Origin of the sequence: Pseudomonas sp. HMSC08G10 (genome assembly GCF_001808425.1) — a bacterium.
Taxonomy (GTDB): Bacteria; Pseudomonadota; Gammaproteobacteria; order Pseudomonadales; family Pseudomonadaceae; genus Aquipseudomonas; species Aquipseudomonas guariconensis.
On the sequence record NZ_KV793306.1, the window covers coordinates 354,803 to 376,788 of the forward strand.

Here is a 21,986-nt window from a genome sequence, read left to right on the forward strand (position 1 = left end):
GAACACAAAAGGGGAGCGGTCATGAGAGACCGGATTAGGGCGCGTGCCCGGCGTGGTGCCTGGCCACTGGCGGCCAGCATGTGGCTGGCGCTGGCCATGTCGACAGCAGCAGGTGGTGCCCAGGCCGCCGCTGCCGAGGAGTACTCGGTGGAGTCGGCCAGGGCCAGCCAGAGCCTGCTGATCGATGCCGCCAATCTCGGTAAACGGCTGGTGGTGGTCGGCGACCGTGGTCATATCCTGTTCTCCGACGACCAGGGCAAGACCTGGACCCAGGCCCGGGTGCCCACCCGGCAGTTGCTCACGGCAGTGTTCTTCCTCGACGACAAGCGCGGCTGGGCGGTCGGCCATGACGCCCAGGTGCTGACCACCAACGATGGCGGCGCCACCTGGAGCAAACAGTTCGAGGACCTCGCGCGCGAAGCACCATTGCTCGACGTGACCTTCCTCGATGCCCAGCATGGATTTGCCGTGGGTGCCTATGGCGCCCTGATCGAGACCACCGATGGCGGCCAGCACTGGCAGGACATCGCCGAGCGGCTGGACAACCCCGATCAGTTGCACCTCAACGCTATTGCCAGCATCAAGGATGCAGGCCTGTTTATCGTCGGCGAACAGGGCAGCATGTTCCGTTCCAGCGACAACGGCCAGAGCTGGTCGCGCGTCGAAGGCCCCTACGAGGGGTCGCTGTTCGGCGTGATCGCCACTGCTCACCCCCGCACGCTGCTGGCCTACGGCCTGCGCGGCAACCTGTTCCGTTCCACTGATTTCGGCGATACCTGGCAGCCGATCGCGCTCAAGGCTGCCCGTGGCTCGTTGGAGTTCGGCCTGGCGAGCGCCACCTTGCTCAAGGATGGCAGCCTGGTTCTGGTGGGCAATGGTGGCACGGTACTGCGCAGTCGCGATGACGGCCAGAGCTTCACGGTCTACAACCGCGCCGACCGTCTCGCCCTGTCGGGCGCCGCGGAGCTTGCCAATGGCGGACTGCTGTTGGTGGGCCAAGGGGGCGTGCACCTGGCCACCGCCGAAGGCGCAGAGGAGGGGCAGCAATGACCAGCCGGGAGAGTTTCGACATGCACCAGCACCATCATCAAGACAAGGCGACCTTGCTCGAGCGGCTGATCTTCAACAATCGGCCGGCTGTCATCGCCCAGTGCCTGCTGGTGAGCATCTTCCTGTTCTGGCAGGCCACGCAGATCCGCCCGTCTACCAGTTTCGAGAAGATGATCCCGCTGCAGCACCCGTTCATCGAACAGATGCTCGAGCACCGCAATGACCTGGCCAACCTCGGCAACACCGTGCGCATCTCGGTGGAAGCGGTCAATGGCGACATCTTCGACAAGGACTACATGGAGACCCTGCGCCAGATCCATGACGAGGTCTTCTACATTCCGGGCGTCGACCGGGCTGGGCTCAAGTCGCTGTGGAGTCCGAGCGTGCGCTGGACCGAGGTGACCGAAGACGGCTTCGCCGGCGGCGAGGTGATCCCCAACACTTACAACGGCTCGGCCGAAAGCCTCGACGAGCTGCGCGACAACGTGCTCAAGTCCGGCCAGGTCGGGCGTCTGGTGGCCAACAACTTCAAGTCCAGCATCGTCGACGTGCCGTTGATGGAGAGTTACCCGGACCCTCAAGACCAGAGCAAGCAGGTCAAGCTTGACTACCAGCAGTTTTCCCATCAGCTGGAAGAGAAGATTCGCGACAAATTCCAGGCCCAGAACCCCAACGTGAAGATCCACATCGTCGGTTTCGCCAAGAAAGTCGGTGACTTGATCGACGGTCTGGTGATGGTGGTGATGTTCTTCGGCGTGGCCCTGGCCATCACCTGGGCACTGTTGTACTGGTTCACCTGGTGCATCCGCAGCACCATCGCCGTGCTCATCACCACCTTGGTGGCCGTGGTCTGGCAGTTGGGGCTGATGCATGCGGTCGGCTTCGGGCTGGATCCCTACTCGATGCTGGTGCCGTTCTTGATCTTCGCCATCGGCATCTCCCACGGGGTGCAGAAAATCAACGGCATCGCCTTGCAGTCGAGCGGAGCCGACAACGCCCTGACCGCTGCCCGGCGCACGTTCCGGCAGTTGTTCCTGCCGGGCATGATCGCCATCCTGGCCGATGCCGTGGGCTTCATCACCTTGCTGGTGATCGACATCGGCGTGATCCGTGAGCTTGCCATCGGTGCGTCGATCGGCGTGGCGGTGATCGTCTTCACCAACCTGATTCTGTTACCGGTAGCGATTTCCTACGTAGGCATCAGCCAAAAGGCCATCGCCCGCAGTAAGAAGGACGCCACCCGTGAACACCCGTTCTGGCGTCTGCTGGCTAACTTCGCCAGCCCCAAGGTGGCCCCGGTGTCCATCGCCCTGGCCCTGGTGGCTTTTGCCGGCGGCCTGTGGTACAGCCAGAACCTCAAGATCGGCGACCTTGACCAGGGCGCGCCGGAGCTGCGTCCTGACTCGCGCTACAACCAGGACAACAACTTCATCATCAGCAATTACTCCACCAGCTCCGACGTGTTGGTGATCATGGTCAAGACCCCGGCCGAGAGCTGCTCGATCCATTCGACCATGGCACCGATCGACGAGCTGATGTGGACCATGGAGAACACCCCCGGCGTGCAGTCGGCGATCTCCTTGGTGACCGTGTCCAAGCAGGTGATCAAGGGCATGAACGAGGGCAGCCTGAAATGGGAGACCCTGTCGCGCAACCCGGACGTGCTCAACAACTCCATCGCCCGCGCCGATGGCCTGTACAACGCCGACTGCTCCCTGGCACCGGTGCTGGTGTTCCTCAACGACCACAAGGCCGAGACGCTGGAGCGGGTGACCGCGGCGGCCCAGGCCTTTGCCGACAGCCATAACAAAGAGGGCCTGCAGTTCCTCCTGGCGGCCGGCAACGCGGGCATCGAGGCGGCCACCAACGAAGTGATCAAGTCGGCCGAGCTGACCATCCTGGTGCTGGTGTACCTGTGCGTGGCAGTGATGTGCCTGATCACCTTCCGCTCGTTCGCTGCAACGCTGTGTATTGTCTTGCCACTGGTGCTCACCTCGGTGCTGGGCAACGCCCTGATGGCCTTCATGGGCATCGGCGTCAAGGTTGCCACCTTGCCGGTGGTGGCCCTGGGCGTGGGGATCGGCGTGGACTACGGCATCTACATCTACAGCCGTCTGGAGAGCTTCCTGCGGGCAGGGCTGCCGCTGCAGGAGGCCTACTACGAAACCTTGCGCTCCACCGGCAAGGCGGTGCTGTTCACCGGCTTGTGCCTGGCCATCGGGGTGTGCACCTGGATCTTCTCGGCGATCAAGTTCCAGGCGGACATGGGCCTGATGCTGACCTTCATGTTGCTGTGGAACATGTTCGGGGCGCTGTGGCTGCTGCCGGCGCTGGCGCGGTTCCTGATTCGTCCGCAGAAGCTGGCGGGCAAGGCGGGTGGGTCGATCTTCGCGCATTGATCCGAAGGGGGGCCGCTTTGCGGCCCTTCGCAGGCGTGACTCGCGGCCACAGCTCTCGCGTCGCCGAGGCTATAATGCCGGTCCACTTCTCTGCGGACCTTTCCATGACCACCCTTGCCACTGCCCTCGAATCCTGTGACATGCTGCTGATCGACGGGCTGCATGCCTTCGATTTCACCTTCGACGCCGATGGCCTGTCGGTCGAATGCATGGACGGTCGTCAACTGCGCCGTTGGCGCTTCACGCCAGAGCAAGTCGCCGCCGCAGTCGCCGAGGGCGATCAGTGGCTGCTCGACGATGCCGACGGTGAGCATCGGCTAGTCTGTATGGATGCCTTGCGCGCCTCGGAAGATGACGACGATGAAGATCTGGAAGAGCCTGCTGACCGCTAGTCTCATGGGCCTGACGTTCAACGCACACGCAGGCGTGCTGTTAGTCGGTAGCTATACCGATGGCACCAGCCAGGGGCTCTATCGCTATAGCTTCGATACCCGCAGCGGCCAGATCGACCCCACGCCGCTGCAGGTGGTCAAGAGCGTGAGCCCCTCGTGGCTGGTGCTCTCGGCTGACCAGCGCTTGCTGTTCGTGGTCAACGAAACGCCCCAGGGCCACGTGAGCAGTTTTTCGCTGGGCACCCAGGGTCAGATCAAACCGCTCAACCAGGTGGCCAGCCGTGGCGACGAGCCGACCCATGCCAGCCTCAGTCATGACCAGCGCTACCTGTTCATTGCCAACTACGCTGTCGCACCTGTGCCGGGGGGGAGCCTGGTGGTGATCCCGGTGGCACGGGACGGCACGCTCAAGGAGGCGGTCCAGCAGCTGCGCCATGCCCCGAGCAAGGTCAATCCCGAACGTCAGGCCGGTGCCCATGTGCACTCGGTGGTGCTTTCGCCCGACGGTCGCCACCTGTACGCCAGCGACCTGGGCGCCGACAAGGTATTCATCTACCGCTACGACGGTGCCAGCCCCCAGCATCCCTTGAGCCCGGCGATCCCCGCTTCGGTGGCCTTGCCTGCCGGCAGCGGCCCGCGTCATCTGTTGTTCGACGCCAAGGGCCGGTACGCCTACCTGACCTTGGAAATGAGCGGCGAGGTGGTGACGTTCGAGGCCCAGGACGGCAACCTGATCGAACGCCAGCGCCTGCCCCTGACCGAGCAGCAGGACGCTGCGGCCAAGGCGTCCGGAGGGCTGCACTTGTCGGCCGACGGCCGATTCCTCTATGTCAGCAACCGCGGCACTGCCAACGAGATCGTGGTGTATGCGGTGGGCAAGGATAACGGCCAGTTGAGCCTGTTGCAGCGCCGCTCGGTGGAGGGGGACCACCCCCGGGAGTTCGCCCTCGATCCGAGTGGCAACTTCCTGCTGGTGGCCAACCAGAAGAGCAACCAGATCGTGGTCATGCGCCGCGACCCACGCAGCGGCAAGCTCGGCGAGACCGTCCAGACCCTGTCCCAGGACGCGCCGTCGGACCTCAAGTTTCTCGAGTGACTATCAATCGGCTTGATAATCGCTACTGGCGCAATGAATTTCTGCGGGCCTCCCTGACGGCGTAAGTTTGACCCAAGGCCAACAACGGCCATCGTCAAACCATCGAAGTCGAGGACAGCCCGCATGAACTTCAATCTCTTCCCGGTCATTGCCGCTTCCGCCATTTCCGCCTCTGTCGTCCTGCCTGCCCATGCTCAGGTCGAAGTGCGCGGCAAATCGTCTGTCACCCAGAGCTATACCGAAAAGTACCTGCAGCAAAGCGCGCATTTCCATGCAGCCCTGGGCGGAAAACACGCACATTGATTCGTAGAAGGGGGTGGTAGTAGCACAACGCCATATGTTTAAATTTGACGCTGTATTTTTGACTCCGGAGGTGGAGCATGATGTGGCGTATCGCGGCGGTGGTGCTGTTGCTGTTCTCTTCGCCGATCCTGGCTATCTGAAAGATACAAACGTCGGTCTCGAGTTGCTGCGCCGGCCTCTTCGCGGGTTTTAACCCGCTCCCACAGGTCCTTCGGTGCTCTCAAGCACACCGCTGTACCTGTGGGGACGGGCTTATCGAGGCGTCGAGCCGCCGCGAATGGGCACCCTGCAGACACAGGGCCTCAGCGGGTCATGATGGCCTTGAACAGGTCTGATTCCAGCCAGCCCTGCAACCAAGTGCGCACACGTGGGTACGGTGCCCCGGCAAACCAGGCCGGTTCCACCCCCGCAAACTGACGCATCAAGGGGAGCAGGGCGGCATCGGCCAGGCTCGGGTGCTCTGCCAGCAGGTACGGACGGCCTTCGAGCAATCCTTCCAGCTCCGCCAGCCAGGGTTCGGCCTGCTGGCGATAGTGCTCGCGCGAATGTTCAGGGTGACGTTCGGCGTACTTGTACAGGTTCACCTGGGCTTTGAAGGTCTGGTCGTTGCGCGCAATCAGCTCCAGCGCCTGGGTCGCCGCCGCAGGGGCGGCCTGCAGACGCCAATCCTGCGGATCGTGCTGCTCCAGGGCCCAGCGCATGATGTCCAGGCTTTCTTCGAGCACCTGGTCACCGGTGTCGAGCACCGGCACCGTGCCCTTGGGCGACAGTGCCAGCAGTTCGGCGGGCTTGTTCTTCATCGCCACTTCGCAAATCTCCACCGCGCAACCGGCATAGCGCAGGGCCAGGCGTGCGCGCATGGCCCAGGGGCAGCGGCGGAACGAATAGAGCTTCACCCGCACACCTCCACATCGCTCAGGCCATTGCCCTGGCGGCGCACCTGGATCTGCACTGGGATGCGCTCATGCATCTCCTGTACGTGGGAAATCACCGCCACCTTGCGCCCCTGGGCCTGCAGGCCGTCGAGGGCATCCATCGCCAGTTGCAGGGACTCCGGGTCCAGGCTGCCGAAGCCCTCATCGATGAACAGCGATTCGATGCGCAGGGTGCTGGAGGCCATGGACGCCAAGCCCAAGGCGAGGGCCAGGGACACCAGGAAGGTTTCGCCGCCGGAGAGCGAATGCACCGACCGCAGCTCGTCGCCCATCTCGGTGTCCAGTACCAGCAGGCCCAGGGCGCTGCCGCCGCGCTTGAGGCGATAGCGCTTGGCCAGTTGGCGCAATTGGCTGTTGGCGTGATGCAGCAACAAGTCCAGGTTGTAGCCTTGGGCAATCTTGCGGAAGACATCGCCCGAGGCCGAGCCGATCAGGGTGTTCAGACGTGCCCAGCGCTGCCACTGGTGATAGGCCTGCTCGATTTCGCTGGCCAACGCCTGGTGCGCTTGCTGGCGACGCTGATCGTCGGCCTGACGGGCGCGCAGTTCTGCGCACTGCTGCTCCTGGCTGGCCAGGGCTTGCTCAAGGGTGGTCAGCGCTTCGTCCAGAGACTCGGGGTCCACTTCGCCGGTGGCTTGGGCGACGTGCTGCTGCAGGCGCTGTTCACGCTCCTGCAACAGCACGCGGCCTTGCTCGATGGCTTTTTCCGCTGTTTGCAGACGCTGGCGCAATTCGCCGAGCTGGGCATCGTCGATGGCCAGCAGGCGGTCGAGACCGGAGTCGTCCAGTTCGGGATGTTCGCTGCGCCATTGGGCGATCTGCCCCTGCAACTGCTGGCACTCCTGCTCCAGCGCCTGCTGGCGCTGGCGGCTGGCCTTGAGCTCGCCGGCCAGTTGCACACCTTGGGTGCGCAGCGCCTGCAAGCGCTCGGCGGTCTCGGTCTCGGCGAGGCGGGCGTGTTCCAGTTGCGCGTCCATGTGCTGTTGCCAGGCCTCGGCGCTGAGTTGTTCGCCGAGCAGTTCAGCCAGGGTGGCCAAGGCTTGCAGGCGCTGTTCATCCAGGGTGGCGAGCTTGTGTTGAAGCTGCTGCTGGGTGTTCAGGCGCAATTGCTGCTGGTCGCGCAGCTTGTCCAGCTGAACCTGGCGTGCCTGTTGTTCTTGCTGCTCGTCCTTGCGCTGGTCGAGCTGCTGGCGGCGCTGGGCGATCTGCTGGTCGAGGCCGAGGAAGGCGTTGGCCGGATCGTCGCGCAGGGCCTGGAGGATGTCTGCGGGCAGGACGTTGGTCAGATCGTTCAGACTTTGCTCAAGCTGTTGCTCATCGGCCCCCAGGGCCTGGTGTTGTTGCTCGAGATGACGCTGGGCCTGCTGCTGGGCTTCGCTGGCAGCCTGCAACTGCTGGTTCAGGCGGGCAGCGTCTTTTTGCAGGGCGAGCAGGGTGCCCTGGCGCTTCTCGTCGCGGGTGATCTCTTCATCCAGGCGGCGCAGCTGGCCGTCGAGCCAAGCACCGCGGGCTTTGTCGTCCTGCGGTGCGAGGGCGGGCCACAGGGCATGGGCCTGGAGCTGCTCGAGGATCGGTTGCAGTTGCTCGCCCAACTGTACCTGTTGCTGCTGGTAGTCCTTGAGCTGGGCGTTTACCACGCCCAGTTGGGTACGCAGCTCCACCAATTGGCTATTGAGGGTTTCAACTTGGGTGCGGGCGGCGTCTTCTTCGGTCTGGTCATGGCGGCCCAGGCTCTGCAACAGGGCTTCGGGCTGGTGGAAGGGATGCTCGGCGCTGCCGCAAACAGGGCAGGGCTCGCCGTCGCGCAGTTGCGCGCGCAGCTCCTCGACGCTGCTGGTCCGTGCCAGGCGCTGGCGTTCCAGCAACTGGCGGGTCAGGGCGAGGGCCTGTTCGGCGGTTTCCAGCTCGGCCTTGGCGGCGGTGCCTTGGCCGATGAGCTGTTGGCGCTGTTGCATGGCCTGCTGCTGGCGCTCGCGCAGGCTGGCCAGGGTATGACGCAGTTCCTGTTCGCGGCCATGCAAGCGTGACAAGTCTTCGACCTGGCGTTGCTGCTTGCGGTTGTCCTGAAGCATCGCGCCCAGCAGGTCGATCTGCTCGGCCAGCGCCTGGGGCTCGGCACCGGCTTCGCGGAACAACAGCTCGAAGCTGTCGCGTTGGGACTGCAACTGCGCATTGGCCTGGCTGACCTGGGCCTGCAGGCCCGGCAGCTCTTCGCGGCCCTTGGCCAGGCGGCCGCCCACCAGCATCACTTGCTTCAACTGCGGCAGATAGGCCTGCCAGGCATCGGTCAGCCCGGCCAGCTGTTCACTGTGCGCGAGCGCCGCGTCGATCTGCTCCAAGGTTTGCAGACTGCGTTGCTGGTTTTCCTCCAACTGCTGCAATTGCTGCTGGCCGTCGGCGACCTCCTGGGCCGCCTGCTCGGCAGCGGCGCGTTGGGCGGCCAGTTCTTCGCTCAGGCGCGCCAGGCTGTCCTGGGCAGCGAAGGCCTGGCGCAGGCGTGGGGCGTTTTCGCTGTGCTGGGCTTGGCGCTGGGCAAGCGCTTGGCGCGCGCCTTCAAGCGCCTGCTCGAGTTCGCCCATGCGGGCTTGCAGTTCGTCTTGCTGGCGGGCTTGGTCGGCGAGCTCCGCAGCCAGTGGGGTCAACTGTGCGGTCAGTACTTGCTGGCGATGGAACTGGTGGCGCTGCGGCGCGAGGCGTTCCAGGCGCTGCAGGTCCAGGCGCTGCTCGGCCAGTTGCTGCCACTGTTGCTCGGCCGCGTGCAGCGCCTGTTGGGCCTCGGTGTGCTGGGCCTGCAACTGGCGCTGCTCCTGAAGCCAGGTGCGTTGTTGCTGCAGTTGCCGCTGGCGCGCCTGGTCGGCCTTGAACTGTTGTTGGGCCTGCTCCAGTTGCTGGTCGAGTGCGGCGCGGGCTTCGGTGTCCATGGGCAGCAGGTGCTCGGCCTGCTTCTTCAGGTCGTTGTGCCGTTCGCCGGTTTCTTTGGCCTTGGTGAAGGCGCGTTGGCCCAGGCGGGTGTAGATGGCGGTGTTGGTGAGCTTTTCGAGCAGCTCGCTGCGTTCTTTGTCGTCGGCCTTGAGGAAGGCGCCGAATTCGCTTTGGGCCAACATCACCGCGCGGGTGAACTGCTCGAAGTTCAGGCCCAGGCGTGCTTCGACCAATTGCTTGTATTCGTTCTTGCCGCTGCCAAGCAGTTGCTCGCTGTCCAGGTCGTACAGGCTCTGGCGGCTGTGCTGCAGCTTGCCATTGGCTTTCTCGCGGGCGCGGTTGGCTTCCCAGCGGGCGCGGTAGCGGCGCCCGTCGATGCCGACGAAGTCCACCTCGGCATAGCCGCTGCCGGTACCTCTGCGCAGCAGGTTGCGTGGGTCGGAGGTCGGGATCTCGCCATCGGCGTCGGGCACCTTGGCCTCCCGGCCGATGTCGTCCAGGCGGGGGACTGCGCCGAACAGCGCCAGGCACAGGGCATCGAGCAGGGTGCTCTTGCCAGCGCCGGTGGGGCCGGTGATGGCGAACAGGCCGGCGCTGGCCAGGGGCTCGGCAGTGAAGTCGATGTCGATCGGGCCTGCCAAGGAGGCGAGGTTTTTCAGGCGAATGGCAAGGATCTTCATGGCTGAGCCTCCTCCAACTGGACGTCTTGCAGCAGCTGGGCGAAATCAGCCAGAGCCTGCTCATCGACCGGGTTGCCATAGGCCTGTTCCCAGGCACGACTGAACAGGTCTTGCGGGGTCAATTGCGACAGCTCGACGAAGGGGTGCTCGTCCTCGTCCTGCCTGTCGCGCCCAGCGTATTCGGCGCTGATGCGCACCAGACGCACGGCCTTGCCCTGCAGGGCACTCTCGATCTGCTGGCGCAGGTCTGGCTGCGGCTCGTCCAGGTGCACCCGCACTTCCAGCCAGCTCTGGCGGTTGGGATCGTCCAGAAGATCGACCACCGGCAGGTCGGCCAGCTGTTGCAGCAGCTCGCCCAAAGGTGCCGGACCGATGCGTTGCAGGGCCACGGCCCGTGGTATCGGACGAGGCTCGACGCTGACCAGTTCGGCGCCGTCGAGCTCGATTTCCAAGACCTGGTGCGGGTAGTTGATTTCAGCGAACGACAACGGAATCGGTGAGCCGCTGTAGCGGATGCGCTGCTCACGGTTGACCCGTTGCGGTTTGTGCAGGTGGCCCAGGGCGACATAGCTGATGGCTTTGTCGAACAGACGCGCCGGCAGGGCCTCGGCGTTGCCGATGATCAGGCTGCGCTCGGAATCTTCCGAAACTGCGCCTCCGGCCATGTGCGCATGGCTGATGGCGACCAGGGCCTGGTCTTTCTTGCGCTTGGCCTGGGCTGCGGCGATCAGTTGCTGGTGCACCTGGGTAATGCCTTGCAGGTAATCGTCGCCCAGCTGTGGGCCGGTGACTTCCGCCGGGCGCAGGAATGGCAGGGCCAAACACCAGGCGCAGACCTTGCCGCGGGCATTGGTCAGCGGAATCAGCAGGCGCTCGGCGTCCAGCTGGCCTTCATCGAGCCAATGCACACGGCCCAGCGCGTGAGTACGCAGGCGCCGCATCAAGGCAGCCGGCAGTTCGATCCGCGAGCCGGAATCGTGGTTGCCGGCGATCATCACGATGTCGAGCTTGGGCTGTTGCTCATGGGCCTGGACGATGAAGTCGTAGAGCCGCTCCTGGGCTTTGACCGGTGGGTTGACCGTGTCGAAGATGTCGCCGGCGATCAACAAGGCGTCGGGTTGGCGCAGGCGCAGTTGGCCGAGCAGCCAGTCGAGGAAGCAGGCATGTTCGAAGTCGCGTTCCTGGCCGTGCAGGCTTTGGCCCAGGTGCCAGTCGGAGGTGTGAAACAGACGCATTGAAATTTCCGCAAGCATGCAGGCGTGGAGTCGAGGACCACGCGCTGAAGGTTATTTGGGGTAAAGCGGCGGCAGGCTGCCTGTCTCGCCCGAAGGCGTCAGAACCTGCTCGGCCGGTGGGATGGTGCCGATGGCGCGCCACAGTTCGTCGCCTTGCCAGTACTGGCCGCTTTCGCTGTACAAGGCGCCATTGAGCCCATCCAAGGCATCGGACAAGGGTACGAAACGGGCGGCCATCTCGGCCAGGGTTTCCGGCTGCTGGCGTGCCCAGGCGTCAAGCGCCTGACGAGTGGCCTGGGGGTCGTTGGCCTGGCAGGCGCGCTTGAGATCGTCCAGCAGGCTGCGCGGGCTCGGACCGCTTTGGGTGGCCCGCAGCACCGCCGGCTGCGAGCGTGCGCGCCACCACAGGGCGAAGCCCAGCAGGGTGGTCAGCGCCAGCACCAGGGTCGCGAGCTGCCAGGGCCACACGCGAGCATTGCTGGCACTGCTGTCGCCGACCGGCGTGTCGGCGCTCAGGGCCGGGTTGTCTTCCACTTGCAGGGTGCGCGCCGGCAGGCTGCTGTGCTCCAAATGGTCTTCGCGGGTATTCCACCAAGTAATTTCCAGTGCAGGCAGGGCCAGGGCGCCGCTGTGGGTCGGGACCAGTGCCTCGCGCTCCTCGCGATTGGCGGTCATGCCCCGTTCGCTGATTTCATTGCGCAGTACAGGTTGGTCCGGATAACGGCGCAAACCGTGGATCTCGGTAGCTGGCAAAGGCGGTAGCTGGGTGCTGGACAGCCCCTCGGCGCGCAAGGTGATGCTGCGGGTCAGGGAGTCGCCGATCTGCGTCTGCTGGTTGCTTGGGTCCGGGCTCCAGTGTTCTTCCAGGGTCAGGCTTCGCGTCGGCAGCCAGGGTTGGTCGGCAGGCCAGGCGCCGGGGATCGGCCGCACCTTCAACTGCAGTGGCAACGAGCTCACCTGGACCTGGCGACCCACACGCGGGGTTCCGGCCGGCTGCCCGCCATTGTCGGCGGCGGTGGCGGTGAAGGTCAGTGCCGGGAGCTCCAGGGTGCCGCTTTGTTGCGGGTAGATCGCATAGCGGGTCTCGATCACGCCGTGGCGTACGCCGTTGATTTCCTTTTCATAGGTGCGCGATTCGCCCAGTGGCTCGACCTTGGCGTTGTCCAGTTGCAAAGGGCTCAGGCTGCTGTCGTCGTACAGCGACACCGAGTGATAGATGCGCAGGGTCAACACGGCCTGGGCCTGGACGTACACCTCTGGGCTGTCCAGGCTGGCCTCGACGAAGACCTGGGAGGCGCTTTCGGGACGGCTGGCATCGGCTTGCAGTACTTGCAGCTCGATGGCTTGGCTCTGCGACTGGCCCAGTTGCAGCTCGGGGATACGCAAGCTGCCACTGCGCTTGGGCAGCAGGGTGATGATCCAGCGGGTGCTCGCGCGGGTCTCTCCGTCAAGGGTGTGCAGGCTGTTGAGCTGGCGGGTGCCACGCACTTCGAAGTCGCCTTCCAGGGCGCGCAGGTCGGGCTTGCCGAACTGTGTGACGTCTTGGCTTTCCAGGGTCAGCTCGAAGGTTTCGCCGGCCTGCAGGCGAGTGCGGTCGACGCTGGCCTGCAGGGTCGGTTGGGCCTGGGCCTGGAGAAGCCACAGCAGGCTGAATAGAAAGACGCCGAGGCGACTCATCGTGAAGTGTCCTGATGCAATTGCTGTTCATACCAGAATTTGCGCCGCAGCAGCTGGGCCGGGTTGTCGGGGATTTCCCGCAACCATTGCTCCAGGGCCTGGCGCTGTTCGGCATCCAGGCTGGTGGAGACCGGCCGCTGCGGCGGCTGGGTGGTGCTGTCGTCATCGCCAGGTTGCGAGCTGCCTGGCCCTTGCGCATTGCTTGCGTTCTCGCCCTGGGCCTGGGAGGAGGCCTGCTCATCGCTGCCAGGTGTGCCTTGGGCTGGGCTGGACGCTGAGCTGCTGTTGCCCTCGGTCTCGTTGCCGGGGGTACCTTCGGACTCGCTGCCGGCCGGTTGTTCCTCGGCCTTGGCCTGGCGTTGCTGCAACAATTGCTGGACCAACGCCTGGTTGTCCAGGGCCGGCTGCAGGTCGGGTTGACGTTCCAGGGCCTGCTCGTAAGCATCCAGCGCGGCTTCCAGCTCACCGGCGCGGGCCAAGGCATTGCCTCGATTGTAGTGGGCTGCGGCGCTGCTGCCTTGGGCGAAGGCCTTGGCTGCTGCTTCATAGTCGCCCGCCTGGTACAGCGCCATGCCGCGCCACTGCGGGTCTTCGAAGTGCCGGGCAGCGTCGGCAGGGTGTTGTTGCTCGAGCAGGCGCTGGCCTTGCTGGTCCGGGCGCAGCCACAGGTCGTTGAATTCGAAGGCCTGGCTCGGTTGCGGCAAGGCCAGCAGTAGCGGCAGGCAGAACAGCCAACCGCGCCGACCGGCGCAGGCGGCCAGCACGAGCAAGGGCAGCAGCAGCCAGTAGCCTTGGTCCGCCCAGCTGTCCAGTTGCACGGTCTGGCCGTTGCTGCGCAGGGCGTGAGGGTTATCGAACAGCCCCAGGCCACGCAGGTCCAGGTCATCGATGCGGGCGTGGCGGTAACGTCCACCGGTGCCGTTGATGAAGGCTTTGAGACTGGCGCTGTCCAGGCGGGGCAGGAGAATGCCGCCCTGATCGTCCTTGAGGTATTCGCCGTTGGCCTGACGCACCGGTGCGCCCTCGCTGCTGCCGATTCCGAGCATCAGCAGGCTGGGGCCCTGGCGGCCCAGGGCCTTGAGTATGCCGCTGCGTTCGGCGTCGCTCAGCGCCGAGCCGATCAGCAACAGGCGCCCCTGGCCCAGGCCGCTCTGGGCGAGCAGGGCAAGGCCTTTCTGCACGGCCAGGTCGGCCCGTTGGCCGGGCTGCGGCATGATCGACGGATCGACCGCCTCCAGCAGGTTGCGGGTGGTACCCAGGTCATCGGACAGCGGCACCAGGGTATGCGCGCTGCCGGCATACACCACCAGGGCGGTCTGGCTGTCGCGACGATGCTCGAGCAGGTCGAAGATCTTGCGGCGGGCCTGCTCCAGGCGGTTGGGCGTGCTGTCTTCGGCGAGCATCTGTGGGGTCAGCTCGAGCAGGATCACCAGCGGGTCGGCGGGGCGCTGGCGGGTTTCTTCCAGGCGTTGCCAGCTTGGGCCGAGCAAGGCCAGGACCACCAACAGCCAGGCCAGGCCCAGGGCGATCCACGGCAACTTGCTGGTCTGGCCGTTGCCGCCGCCGAGCAGCACACCATGGAATTGCACGGGCAGGATCAGCTGCCAGCGCCCGGCGCGCTTGCGCCGGTGCCAGAGCTTGAACAGCAGCCAGCCGAGCAGAGGGATCACCAGCAGCCAGAGAGGGCGCAGCCATTGCGGCCAGAATTCGATCATCGCCGCCTCCTCAGACGCAGGCGCTTGAGGCGCTGACGCCATTCCGGGTGCGGCTGTAGAAAGCGCGGTCGGCGCAGCAGGCGTTGGAAGAGGTTGTCCGGCCATTGCACGGCGACCACCAGCAGCACACTCAAGAGCAATGCCAAGGCCAGCGGCCAGGCGTAGAGGGCTTTGGCGGTGCGTGCCTGGGTCGGTTGCTGGGCCACCGGTTCGAGCTGGTCGAGGGTATCGCCGATCGCGACCAGCTCGGCGCCGTCATGGGCGCGGAAGTAGGCCCCCTGGGTCAGTTCGGCGATCTCTTTGAGCGAGGCTTCGTCCAGGTCCAGGCTCGGGTTCAGGCCCAGCAACCCTGGCGTACCGCTGGCTTCGGGGTTGGCACCGATGCCGATGGTGTAGATGCGCACGCCTTCCTGGGCGGCCAGGCGGGCGGCGGTGAGCGGGTGGATCTGCCCACCGTTGTTGGCTCCGTCGGTGATCAGCACCAGCACCCGGCTCTGCGCCGGACGCTGGCGCAGGCGTTTGACCGCCAGGCCAATGGCGTCGCCGATGGCGGTGTTCTTGCCGGCGATGCCGATCTGCGCCTCGTCGAGAAAGGTGCGCACGGTGCGTCGGTCAAAAGTCAGCGGCGCCTGCAGGTAGGCTTCGCTGCCGAACAGGATCAAGCCGACCCGGTCGCCCTCGCGGTCCTGGAGAAAATCGCCGAGCAGCGCCTTGACCAGGTCCAGGCGGCTGATTTCGTCGTCCTTCCACTGCATGTCGGGAAAGTCCATCGAGCCGGACACATCCACCGCCACCAGCAGGTCGCGACCGCTGGCCGCCACCGGCACCGGATCGCCGAGCCATTGGGGACGGGCAGCGGCCAGCAGCAGGAGCAGCCAGATCGTCACGAAGGGCGCCTGCTGGCGCCAGGTCGGCAAATTCAGGCGGGCACGGCGCCCGGCCAGGCCTTCGAGTTCATCGAGAAAGCCCACCTTGAGCACCGGCTCGCCGCTGTCGGCAGCCGGCAGCACCAGGCGCGCGAGCCAAGGCAACGGTAACAGCAAGAAGACCCACGGCCAGGCCAGCTCAAACATGCTTGCGGATCCAGATTTCGACCGCCTGGGCGAGCCCGGCGATGGCCTTGTCGTCGAGCTTGCACTCGGGTTTGTAGGCGCCTTCGACCAGCACCATCCATCGAGTCAGGCCTGCGGCCGGGCAGCGGTTGTCTAGAAACGCCAGCCACTGACGGCCGTTGAGCGTGTGGCTGTTGGCGCCGGGGTAGTGGTTGCGGCACAGGCGTTTGAGCAGCGCGTTGATGTGCTGCAGCCAGGCGCCGGCAGGTGCGCCGTCGTAGGGGCGGGGCAGGCGAGCCAGTTCGGCCAGTGCTTCCAGGCGGATGGGGTCCAGCGGCTGCTCGGCGCGCACCACTCGGGGTTTGGCCGGACGCCAGTGGCGCAGTCGCCACAGCCCCCAGCCGAGCAGGGGCAGCAGGGCGAGCAGCCCCCACCAGCCCGGCGCGGGCGGCCACAGGCTCACGGCCGGCGGCGCGATCAAGGGTTGCAACTGGTCCAGCGGGTTCATTGACCGTTCCCCGGGCGCTGGGCGTTGAGGTACTCACGCAGTTGCTCGATCATCTCGCTCTGGGTGCTCAAGGGCATCAACAGTACCCGCAGCTTCTGCGCCAGCAGCTCCCAGCGCTCGATGCGCGCCTCGGCCTGCTGGCGGTAGGCCTGGCGCAGGTTGGCATCGAGGGTGTCGAGCTCCAATTGGGCACTGCGTTGGGCAAAACGCAGCAAGCCGGCGGCCGGCAGCGCGTGGTCGAGCGGGTCGGAGACGGGCATCAGCAACAGATCGCAGTGGCGCGAGAGCATGCTCAGGTGCTGCTCGACACCAGGGGTCAAGGCGCGTTCGTCACAGATGATGATGGCCAGGCTGCCTGGGCGCAGCACCTCGCGGGCGCGGCGCAAGGCAAGGCCCAGGCTGTCGGGCTGAGGCACGGCCTCGGTGTGCAGCGACTGGTTCACTTTGGCCAGTCGGTTGAGCAACTGCAGCAGGCTTTGTTTGCTGCGCCGGGGCTTGATCTCGTGGTGTTCGTTGTCGCCGAACACCAGTCCGCCGATGCGGTCGTTGTGGCCCAGCGCGGCCCAGCCGAACAGGGCCGCAGCCTGGGCCGCCAGGACTGACTTGAACATCAGTCCGGAGCCGAAGAACAGGCGTTGGCTCTGCTCGACCAGGATGAAGATCGGCCGTTCGCGCTCCTCGTGGAACAGCTTGGTATGCGGCTCCTGGGTGCGCGCGGTGACGCGCCAGTCGATGTTGCGCACGTCGTCGCCGGCCTGGTAGACCCGCACCTGGTCGAAGTCCACGCCGCGTCCGCGCAGCTTGGAGTGGTGCAGGCCCACCAGCGGGCTGCGCTGGCCGGGCCGGGAAAACAGCTGGATTTCGCGCACGCGGTGACGCATGTCGATCAACTCGGCAAGGCCGATGCGGATGCCGGGTTCGGTCAGGTGCGCGGTGGGCATGGGGTCAGGCGACAGCGACAACGTCGAGGATGCGCTGGACCACCCGGTCCTGGTCGATCCCCGCCGCTTCCGCCTCGAAGGACAAGATGATGCGGTGGCGCAGCACGTCGAACAGCACTGCCTGGATGTCCTCGGGGCTGACGAAATCACGCCCGGCCAGCCAGGCGTGGGCGCGGGCGCAGCGGTCCAGGGCGATCGAGCCGCGCGGGCTGGCGCCATAGGCGATCCAGTCGGCCAACTCGGCGTCGAACTTGGCCGGTGTGCGGGTGGCCATCACCAACTGCACCAGGTACTCCTCCACGGCGTCGGCCATGTACAGGCCGAGGATTTCCTTGCGCGCGGCGAAGATCGCCTGCTGGCTGACCCGCCGCTCCGGCTTGACCTCGCCGCCGAGCGCCTCGCCGCGGGCCTGCTGGAGGATGCGCCGTTCCACGGCGGCATCCGGGAAGCCGATCTTCACGTGCATCAGGAAGCGGTCGAGCTGGGCCTCGGGCAGGGGATAGGTACCTTCCTGTTCGATCGGGTTCTGGGTGGCCATGACCAGGAACAGCGGCGACAGCTCGTAGGTGCTGCGCCCGACGCTGACCTGGCGCTCGGCCATGGCTTCGAGCAACGCTGACTGCACCTTGGCCGGTGCGCGGTTGATTTCGTCGGCCAGCACCAGGTTATGGAAGATCGGCCCCTGCTGGAACACGAAGCTGCCGGTTTCCGGGCGATAGATTTCGGTGCCGGTGATGTCGGCCGGGAGCAGGTCGGGGGTGAACTGGATGCGGTGGAACTGCGCTTCGATACCTTCGGCCAGTTCCTTGATGGCCTTGGTCTTGGCCAGGCCCGGTGCGCCTTCGACCAGCATGTGGCCGTCGGCCAGCAGCACGATCAGCAGGCGTTCGACCAGCTTCTCCTGGCCAAGGATCTGGGAGGAAAGAAAGGTGCGCAGCGCGATCAGCGCCTCACGGTGTTCCATCGTCGACGGTTCCTGGAAATGGGCCTGGCGTGCTGGTACAGCGGCGTCCGGGCAGGGGGTGATACTTTAATCCATCCAGGCCCATGCCGACCAATGGCGGCGTGGATTTTTCTTGCAGGGCTGTCCGGTGAAGCCGAGGCAGTTCAACGGGGTGGCTCGGCCCGATCGTGGGTTGGCTGCGATCGGGCCGCCAGTGCGCGTCAGTTCTTCGCGCTGGAATGCTTGCGCCCTTGGTCGAACAGGGCAAAGACCACCACCAATACGCCAGAGATCGCCAAAATCAGTGCCACACCGTCAGTGGAATGGGTGGCCGATCCGGCCACCAGGGCCAGTCCGCCCAGTGGCGCCAGGCCGCCGGCCACGGCCGTGCCGATCTCGCGGCCGGTACCAAAGCCCGAAGAGCGCGTCTGGGCTGGGAACTGTCGACTGAGGAACGAGCCCTGAGGGGCGAACATCATGGGCGCGAGGATGCCGGTACCGATCGCGATGGCAATGTAGATCAGGGTCGGCTCGCCCGTGCTCAGCAATTGCAGGAAGGGGTAGGCGAACACTGCCGACAGCACACCGCCAAGCATCAGTACGGTCTTGCTGCTCCATTTGTCGCACAGCCAGCCGAACAACGGCACGGTGAAGATTGCCACCAGGCTGGCAATGGTCACCGACAGCGAAGTGACATGGGCCTCGACGCCCTTGAATTGGGTCAGGTAGGCCAGGGAAAAGGTCTTGAAGATATAACTCAGTGCGTTGTAGCCGATGGCTACGAAGAACACCACCGCCAGGCCCTTGAGGTCATGTTTGAACAGCAGCTTGAGCGGCGAGACCTGGGGTTTGTCCTTGGCCTGGTCGAGCTTCTTGAAATCCGGGGTCTCAGGGATGCTCTTGCGCACCCACAAGCCGATGCCGACCAGTGCGATGCTGGCGATGAACGGGATGCGCCAGCCGCCGGCGAGCAGGAATTCATTGCCGTTCATGGTCAGCAGATACACGGTCAGCGACGACAGCAGCAGACCCAGGTTCAGGCCCAGTGCCGGCCAGGCACCCTGGCTGCCGCGCTTGCCTTCGCTGGCGTGCTCGTAGGAGGTGACCGCCGCGCCGGACAATTCGGCGCCCGCGCCCAGGCCTTGGATGATGCGGATCACCACCAGGATGATCGGGGCCCAGATGCCAATGCTGGCGTAACTGGGAATCAGGCCGATCAGGGCCGTGCAAATGCCCATCATGCAGAAGGTGATCACCAGCACCTGTTTGCGCCCGAAGCGGTCGCCCAGGTAGCCGAACAGTACGCCGCCGAAGGGGCGGGCGATGAAGCCGATGGCGAAGGTGGAGAACGCCAGCAGCGAGGCCACGGCCGGGTTGCTGGCATCGAAGAAGATCTTCGAGAAGACGATCGCTGCCATGGTGGCGTACAGGTAGAAGTCATACCACTCCAGCATCGAGCCGAAGATGGTCGCTGCTGCCACCTTGCGCAGGCGTTTGCGCTGCTGGTCCGGGGTTTCGGTCGCGGCCAGGGCCGCCTCGTGTACCGACATCTGAGGTTTCCTTATTGTCTTTGTAGTGGGCTATGCAGGGGTTTCAGCGGGCCTTGAGGATCTTCGCGGCGATCATCTGGCCAATAGGGATGGCGGAGGTGGCTGCAGGCGAGGGTGCGTTGCAGACATGCACCATGCGTGGGGTCTCGGCGAACAGGAAGTCGTGCACCAGGGTGCCGTCGCGCATGACCGCCTGGGCGCGGATGCCGGCCTCATACGGCAGCAGGTCTTCTACCTCCAGTTGCGGACAGTACTTGCGGCACTGCTCCAGGTAGCCTCGCTTGAACAGCGAGTTCTTCATTTCAGTGGTGCCCGAGCCCAGGTTATTCCAGATCGTTTTCCAGAAGCCCGGGAAGCGCGCGTACTCGGCCACATCGCGCCAGTTCACCGAGAACTTGCGGTAATTCTCCCGGCCCAGGCCCAGCACCGCGTTGGGGCCGACGGTGACGCTGCCGTCGATCATGCGTGTCAGGTGCACGCCAAGGAACGGCAGGTCCGGGTCAGGGATCGGGTAGATCAGGTGGTTGACGATCTGGTTCTTGCTCGCCGGCAGGCGGTAATACTCACCGCGGAACGGGATGATCTGGTGGTCGATCTTCACTCCGGCCAGGCGCGCCAGGCGGTCGGACTGCAAGCCGGCGCAGGCGACCAGCTGGCGGGCGCGCCAGCTTTGGCTGTCGCTGCTCACCTCCACGTAGTCGCCCTGTTCCTGGATCGCCCGCACGGTGGTGGCCAGACGAACGTGACCGCCGGCCTTCTGGATGACCCGGGCCATGGCGTCGCACACCTGCTTGTAGTCGACGATGCCGGTGGCATCGAGAAACAGCGCGCCCTTGCCGACGATGTTCGGCTCGCGGCGCTTGAGTTCGGCGGCGTCCAGGCGCTCGACCTTCAGCCCGTTCTGCTGTGAGCGCTCGTACAGCGCGTGCATGCGCTGCATTTCCAGATCGTTCGAGGCCACCAGCAGTTTGCCGCAGACCTCGAAAGCGATGCCGTGCTCGGTGCAGAAGTCCTTGGTGGCCTGGGCGCCGCGTTTGCACAGGTCGGCCTTGAGACTACCTGGTGCGTAGTAGATGCCCGCATGGATCACGCCGCTGTTGTGGCCGGTCTGGTGAAGACCGAGGCTGGTTTCCTTCTCGAGGATCAGCAACGAGGCGCCGGGGCGCTGTTCGAGCAGGGCCATGGCGGTGGCGAGGCCGACGATGCCGCCGCCGATGATGCAGTAGTCGTAAGTCATGCAGGGGATACCTTGGTGTTCTTGTCGGTGAATCTGCTTATCAGGTTGTCTGACTAAGTCGGGCGAATGAAAGATCGCCAGGCCGTATGCGAAGGCTCCGAAATCAGTCGAGGTCGGGAAGGTCGATCTTCAGGCGCCTTGCCGATGCCCGCAGGTGGGCTTCAGCGCAGGCGGCAGCCGCCTGGCGGTCACCGTCGGCAATGGCTTGGTACAGCGCCTGGTGTTCACGGTTGGCATCGGCTGCACCGCCTTGGGGAAGGGCCGCGGAGTTCTCCCAGGCGTTGCGGCGCGCGGTGGCTAGCTGGCCACCCAGAAAATCATGGAAGGCCACGAAATAATCGTTCTTGCTGGCTTCGGCAATGGCCCGGTGGAAGGCCACGTCGGCGGCAGAGGCTGTAGCCAGGTCGCTGCGCCCGTCGAGCATCGTCTGCAGGGCCTGGGCCATGCGGGCGAGGTCCGCGTCGTCGCGGCGTCGGGCCGCAACGGCGGCAGCTTGGGTTTCGATCCACAGACGCATCTCGAACATCTGCACGAGATCTGGCTTGCGCCCGTTGCTCCCGGGGAAGCGGAAAACCGTGCCGCAGGGCGTTTGCGAGATATAGGAGCCGAGCCCGCGCCGGGCGATGAGCACGCCGTCCGCCTTCAGTTGCGCCACTGCCTCGCGCACCACCGAACGGCTGACATTGAGCTGTTCGGCCAGTTGCTGTTCGGTGGGCAGGCGCGATTCGGCGGCCAGGCGGCCGGAATCGATTTCTGCGCGGATGGCGCTGACGACCCGTTCGACCAAGGTGTCCGGGCGCTGAAGCTCTAGCATGGGTATGCCGCCTATTGATCAGGTTGTCAGACAATGCCTGGGGTGAGGATCGCCTGTCAACGATTTCAAGGGGTTATGAGAGCGGGCCCTGGGGAAAGCAAGCCTGCCGCTACCGCGTTCAGAGCTCGCTGACGTAGGTCCCGGTGCCGTCGAGAATGTTGCGCAAGGTCAGCTCGACCTCCTCGAGGTCCGTGCCCGGTGAGGTCAATAGGATCTCCAGCTGCTCCGAGCCCTTGAGCGCATCCCGGTCGCCGGCGGCCACTTCGATCAGCAGGCGGTCGGCGCTCAGCGTGACCTTCAGCCCGTCTAGCGTCGAGGGCTCGTCGTCCAGGGTCAGGTCCACGGTGTCTTCGTCGGGGTAACGGGTGAGCAGGAACATCTGCCCCTTGTCGCTGTGGCAGCACAAGGTCGCCATGTTGTCTTCCTCTTCGTCGCAGGGTGTGGCGAAGAGCAGGGCGGTTTTCAGTTGCATGGGCAGGCTCAGGTCAAAGAAATGAGCGGGAATTCTGACAGCCTTGGGCATGGACATAAACGTAA

18 protein-coding genes are annotated in these 21,986 nt (G+C 65.1%); 5 read left to right on the forward strand and 13 right to left on the reverse strand.

Features of this window, described 5'->3' with window-relative positions; genetic code table 11:
- The first annotated feature begins 21 nt into the window (after positions 1 to 21).
- From HMPREF3173_RS12075 to HMPREF3173_RS12095, 5 genes are all read left to right on the forward strand, one after another.
- The gene (locus tag HMPREF3173_RS12075; RefSeq protein ID WP_070573338.1) at positions 22 to 1,050 is read left to right on the forward strand and encodes a WD40/YVTN/BNR-like repeat-containing protein; all 1,029 of its coding nucleotides are present in this window, start codon (positions 22 to 24) and stop codon (positions 1,048 to 1,050) included.
- Positions 1,047 to 3,449: an efflux RND transporter permease subunit gene (locus HMPREF3173_RS12080; RefSeq protein WP_070573340.1), complete on the forward strand. Its 2,403-nt coding sequence runs from the start codon at positions 1,047 to 1,049 to the stop codon at positions 3,447 to 3,449. The genes HMPREF3173_RS12075 and HMPREF3173_RS12080 overlap by 4 nt, the downstream gene beginning before the upstream one ends.
- 104 nt (positions 3,450 to 3,553) lie before the next feature.
- Positions 3,554 to 3,841: a DUF5629 family protein gene (locus HMPREF3173_RS12085; protein WP_043206779.1), complete on the forward strand. Its 288-nt coding sequence runs from the start codon at positions 3,554 to 3,556 to the stop codon at positions 3,839 to 3,841.
- A gap of 4 nt (positions 3,842 to 3,845) precedes the next feature.
- Positions 3,846 to 4,937, forward strand: a complete 1,092-nt coding sequence (locus HMPREF3173_RS12090; protein ID WP_070573342.1) for a lactonase family protein — start codon at positions 3,846 to 3,848, stop codon at positions 4,935 to 4,937.
- Positions 4,938 to 5,060: 123 nt separating this feature from the next.
- Positions 5,061 to 5,240 carry a hypothetical protein gene (locus HMPREF3173_RS12095; RefSeq protein WP_043206774.1) on the forward strand — a complete coding sequence of 60 codons (180 nt, stop codon included), beginning with the start codon at positions 5,061 to 5,063 and terminating at the stop codon, positions 5,238 to 5,240.
- Positions 5,241 to 5,542: 302 nt separating this feature from the next.
- Here HMPREF3173_RS12095 and HMPREF3173_RS12100 read toward each other — a convergent pair whose 3' ends face one another.
- From HMPREF3173_RS12100 to HMPREF3173_RS12160, 13 genes are all read right to left on the reverse strand, one after another.
- Complete coding sequence (locus tag HMPREF3173_RS12100; RefSeq protein ID WP_070573343.1) at positions 5,543 to 6,136, reverse strand: glutathione S-transferase; 594 nt, start codon at positions 6,134 to 6,136, stop codon at positions 5,543 to 5,545.
- Positions 6,133 to 9,777: an AAA family ATPase gene (locus HMPREF3173_RS12105; protein ID WP_070573345.1), complete on the reverse strand. Its 3,645-nt coding sequence runs from the start codon at positions 9,775 to 9,777 to the stop codon at positions 6,133 to 6,135. Before HMPREF3173_RS12105 ends, HMPREF3173_RS12100 begins: the two co-directional genes overlap by 4 nt.
- Positions 9,774 to 11,012, reverse strand: a complete 1,239-nt coding sequence (locus HMPREF3173_RS12110) for an exonuclease SbcCD subunit D C-terminal domain-containing protein (RefSeq protein WP_070573347.1) — start codon at positions 11,010 to 11,012, stop codon at positions 9,774 to 9,776. Before HMPREF3173_RS12110 ends, HMPREF3173_RS12105 begins: the two co-directional genes overlap by 4 nt.
- A 51-nt stretch (positions 11,013 to 11,063) precedes the next feature.
- Positions 11,064 to 12,689 carry a BatD family protein gene (locus HMPREF3173_RS12115; RefSeq protein ID WP_070573351.1) on the reverse strand — a complete coding sequence of 542 codons (1,626 nt, stop codon included), beginning with the start codon at positions 12,687 to 12,689 and terminating at the stop codon, positions 11,064 to 11,066.
- Positions 12,686 to 14,404, reverse strand: coding sequence for a tetratricopeptide repeat protein (locus tag HMPREF3173_RS12120; RefSeq protein WP_070573353.1), 1,719 nt, complete (start codon positions 14,402 to 14,404; stop codon positions 12,686 to 12,688). Before HMPREF3173_RS12120 ends, HMPREF3173_RS12115 begins: the two co-directional genes overlap by 4 nt.
- On the reverse strand, positions 14,401 to 15,477 hold the full coding sequence (locus HMPREF3173_RS12125; RefSeq protein WP_043206765.1) for a vWA domain-containing protein: 1,077 nt from the start codon (positions 15,475 to 15,477) through the stop codon (positions 14,401 to 14,403). The genes HMPREF3173_RS12120 and HMPREF3173_RS12125 overlap by 4 nt, the downstream gene beginning before the upstream one ends.
- Positions 15,470 to 15,964, reverse strand: coding sequence for a DUF4381 domain-containing protein (locus HMPREF3173_RS12130; protein WP_070573355.1), 495 nt, complete (start codon positions 15,962 to 15,964; stop codon positions 15,470 to 15,472). Before HMPREF3173_RS12130 ends, HMPREF3173_RS12125 begins: the two co-directional genes overlap by 8 nt.
- Positions 15,961 to 16,905: a DUF58 domain-containing protein gene (locus tag HMPREF3173_RS12135; protein ID WP_070573425.1), complete on the reverse strand. Its 945-nt coding sequence runs from the start codon at positions 16,903 to 16,905 to the stop codon at positions 15,961 to 15,963. Before HMPREF3173_RS12135 ends, HMPREF3173_RS12130 begins: the two co-directional genes overlap by 4 nt.
- A 4-nt stretch (positions 16,906 to 16,909) precedes the next feature.
- Positions 16,910 to 17,869 carry an AAA family ATPase gene (locus HMPREF3173_RS12140; RefSeq protein WP_043206762.1) on the reverse strand — a complete coding sequence of 320 codons (960 nt, stop codon included), beginning with the start codon at positions 17,867 to 17,869 and terminating at the stop codon, positions 16,910 to 16,912.
- 200 nt (positions 17,870 to 18,069) lie between these two features.
- Positions 18,070 to 19,398 carry an MFS transporter gene (locus HMPREF3173_RS12145; RefSeq protein WP_070573357.1) on the reverse strand — a complete coding sequence of 443 codons (1,329 nt, stop codon included), beginning with the start codon at positions 19,396 to 19,398 and terminating at the stop codon, positions 18,070 to 18,072.
- Positions 19,399 to 19,441: 43 nt separating this feature from the next.
- Entirely contained in the window at positions 19,442 to 20,635 is a 1,194-nt protein-coding gene (gene lhgO, locus HMPREF3173_RS12150; protein ID WP_070573359.1) for an L-2-hydroxyglutarate oxidase, read from the reverse strand.
- 103 nt (positions 20,636 to 20,738) lie between these two features.
- Positions 20,739 to 21,449: a FadR/GntR family transcriptional regulator gene (locus HMPREF3173_RS12155; protein WP_043206755.1), complete on the reverse strand. Its 711-nt coding sequence runs from the start codon at positions 21,447 to 21,449 to the stop codon at positions 20,739 to 20,741.
- Positions 21,450 to 21,567: 118 nt separating this feature from the next.
- The gene (locus HMPREF3173_RS12160) at positions 21,568 to 21,921 is read right to left on the reverse strand and encodes a hypothetical protein (RefSeq protein ID WP_043206753.1); all 354 of its coding nucleotides are present in this window, start codon (positions 21,919 to 21,921) and stop codon (positions 21,568 to 21,570) included.
- Between the last annotated feature and the right edge of the window lie 65 nt (positions 21,922 to 21,986).

What these genes read in the sequence shown, in the direction of transcription:
- HMPREF3173_RS12075 (WP_070573338.1), top strand. Translation starts at nt 22, where the DNA reads ATGAGAGACCGGATTAGGGCGCGTGCCCGGCGTGGTGCCTGGCCACTG.
- HMPREF3173_RS12080 (WP_070573340.1), top strand. Translation starts at nt 1,047, where the DNA reads ATGACCAGCCGGGAGAGTTTCGACATGCACCAGCACCATCATCAAGAC.
- HMPREF3173_RS12085 (WP_043206779.1), top strand. Translation starts at nt 3,554, where the DNA reads ATGACCACCCTTGCCACTGCCCTCGAATCCTGTGACATGCTGCTGATC.
- HMPREF3173_RS12090 (WP_070573342.1), top strand. Translation starts at nt 3,846, where the DNA reads ATGGGCCTGACGTTCAACGCACACGCAGGCGTGCTGTTAGTCGGTAGC.
- HMPREF3173_RS12095 (WP_043206774.1), top strand. Translation starts at nt 5,061, where the DNA reads ATGAACTTCAATCTCTTCCCGGTCATTGCCGCTTCCGCCATTTCCGCC.
- HMPREF3173_RS12105 (WP_070573345.1), bottom strand. Translation starts at nt 9,777, where the DNA reads ATGAAGATCCTTGCCATTCGCCTGAAAAACCTCGCCTCCTTGGCAGGC.
- HMPREF3173_RS12110 (WP_070573347.1), bottom strand. Translation starts at nt 11,012, where the DNA reads ATGCGTCTGTTTCACACCTCCGACTGGCACCTGGGCCAAAGCCTGCAC.
- HMPREF3173_RS12115 (WP_070573351.1), bottom strand. Translation starts at nt 12,689, where the DNA reads ATGAGTCGCCTCGGCGTCTTTCTATTCAGCCTGCTGTGGCTTCTCCAG.
- HMPREF3173_RS12120 (WP_070573353.1), bottom strand. Translation starts at nt 14,404, where the DNA reads ATGATCGAATTCTGGCCGCAATGGCTGCGCCCTCTCTGGCTGCTGGTG.
- HMPREF3173_RS12125 (WP_043206765.1), bottom strand. Translation starts at nt 15,477, where the DNA reads ATGTTTGAGCTGGCCTGGCCGTGGGTCTTCTTGCTGTTACCGTTGCCT.
- HMPREF3173_RS12130 (WP_070573355.1), bottom strand. Translation starts at nt 15,964, where the DNA reads ATGAACCCGCTGGACCAGTTGCAACCCTTGATCGCGCCGCCGGCCGTG.
- HMPREF3173_RS12135 (WP_070573425.1), bottom strand. Translation starts at nt 16,905, where the DNA reads ATGCCCACCGCGCACCTGACCGAACCCGGCATCCGCATCGGCCTTGCC.
- HMPREF3173_RS12140 (WP_043206762.1), bottom strand. Translation starts at nt 17,869, where the DNA reads ATGGAACACCGTGAGGCGCTGATCGCGCTGCGCACCTTTCTTTCCTCC.
- HMPREF3173_RS12145 (WP_070573357.1), bottom strand. Translation starts at nt 19,398, where the DNA reads ATGTCGGTACACGAGGCGGCCCTGGCCGCGACCGAAACCCCGGACCAG.
- lhgO (WP_070573359.1), bottom strand. Translation starts at nt 20,635, where the DNA reads ATGACTTACGACTACTGCATCATCGGCGGCGGCATCGTCGGCCTCGCC.
- HMPREF3173_RS12155 (WP_043206755.1), bottom strand. Translation starts at nt 21,449, where the DNA reads ATGCTAGAGCTTCAGCGCCCGGACACCTTGGTCGAACGGGTCGTCAGC.
- HMPREF3173_RS12160 (WP_043206753.1), bottom strand. Translation starts at nt 21,921, where the DNA reads ATGCAACTGAAAACCGCCCTGCTCTTCGCCACACCCTGCGACGAAGAG.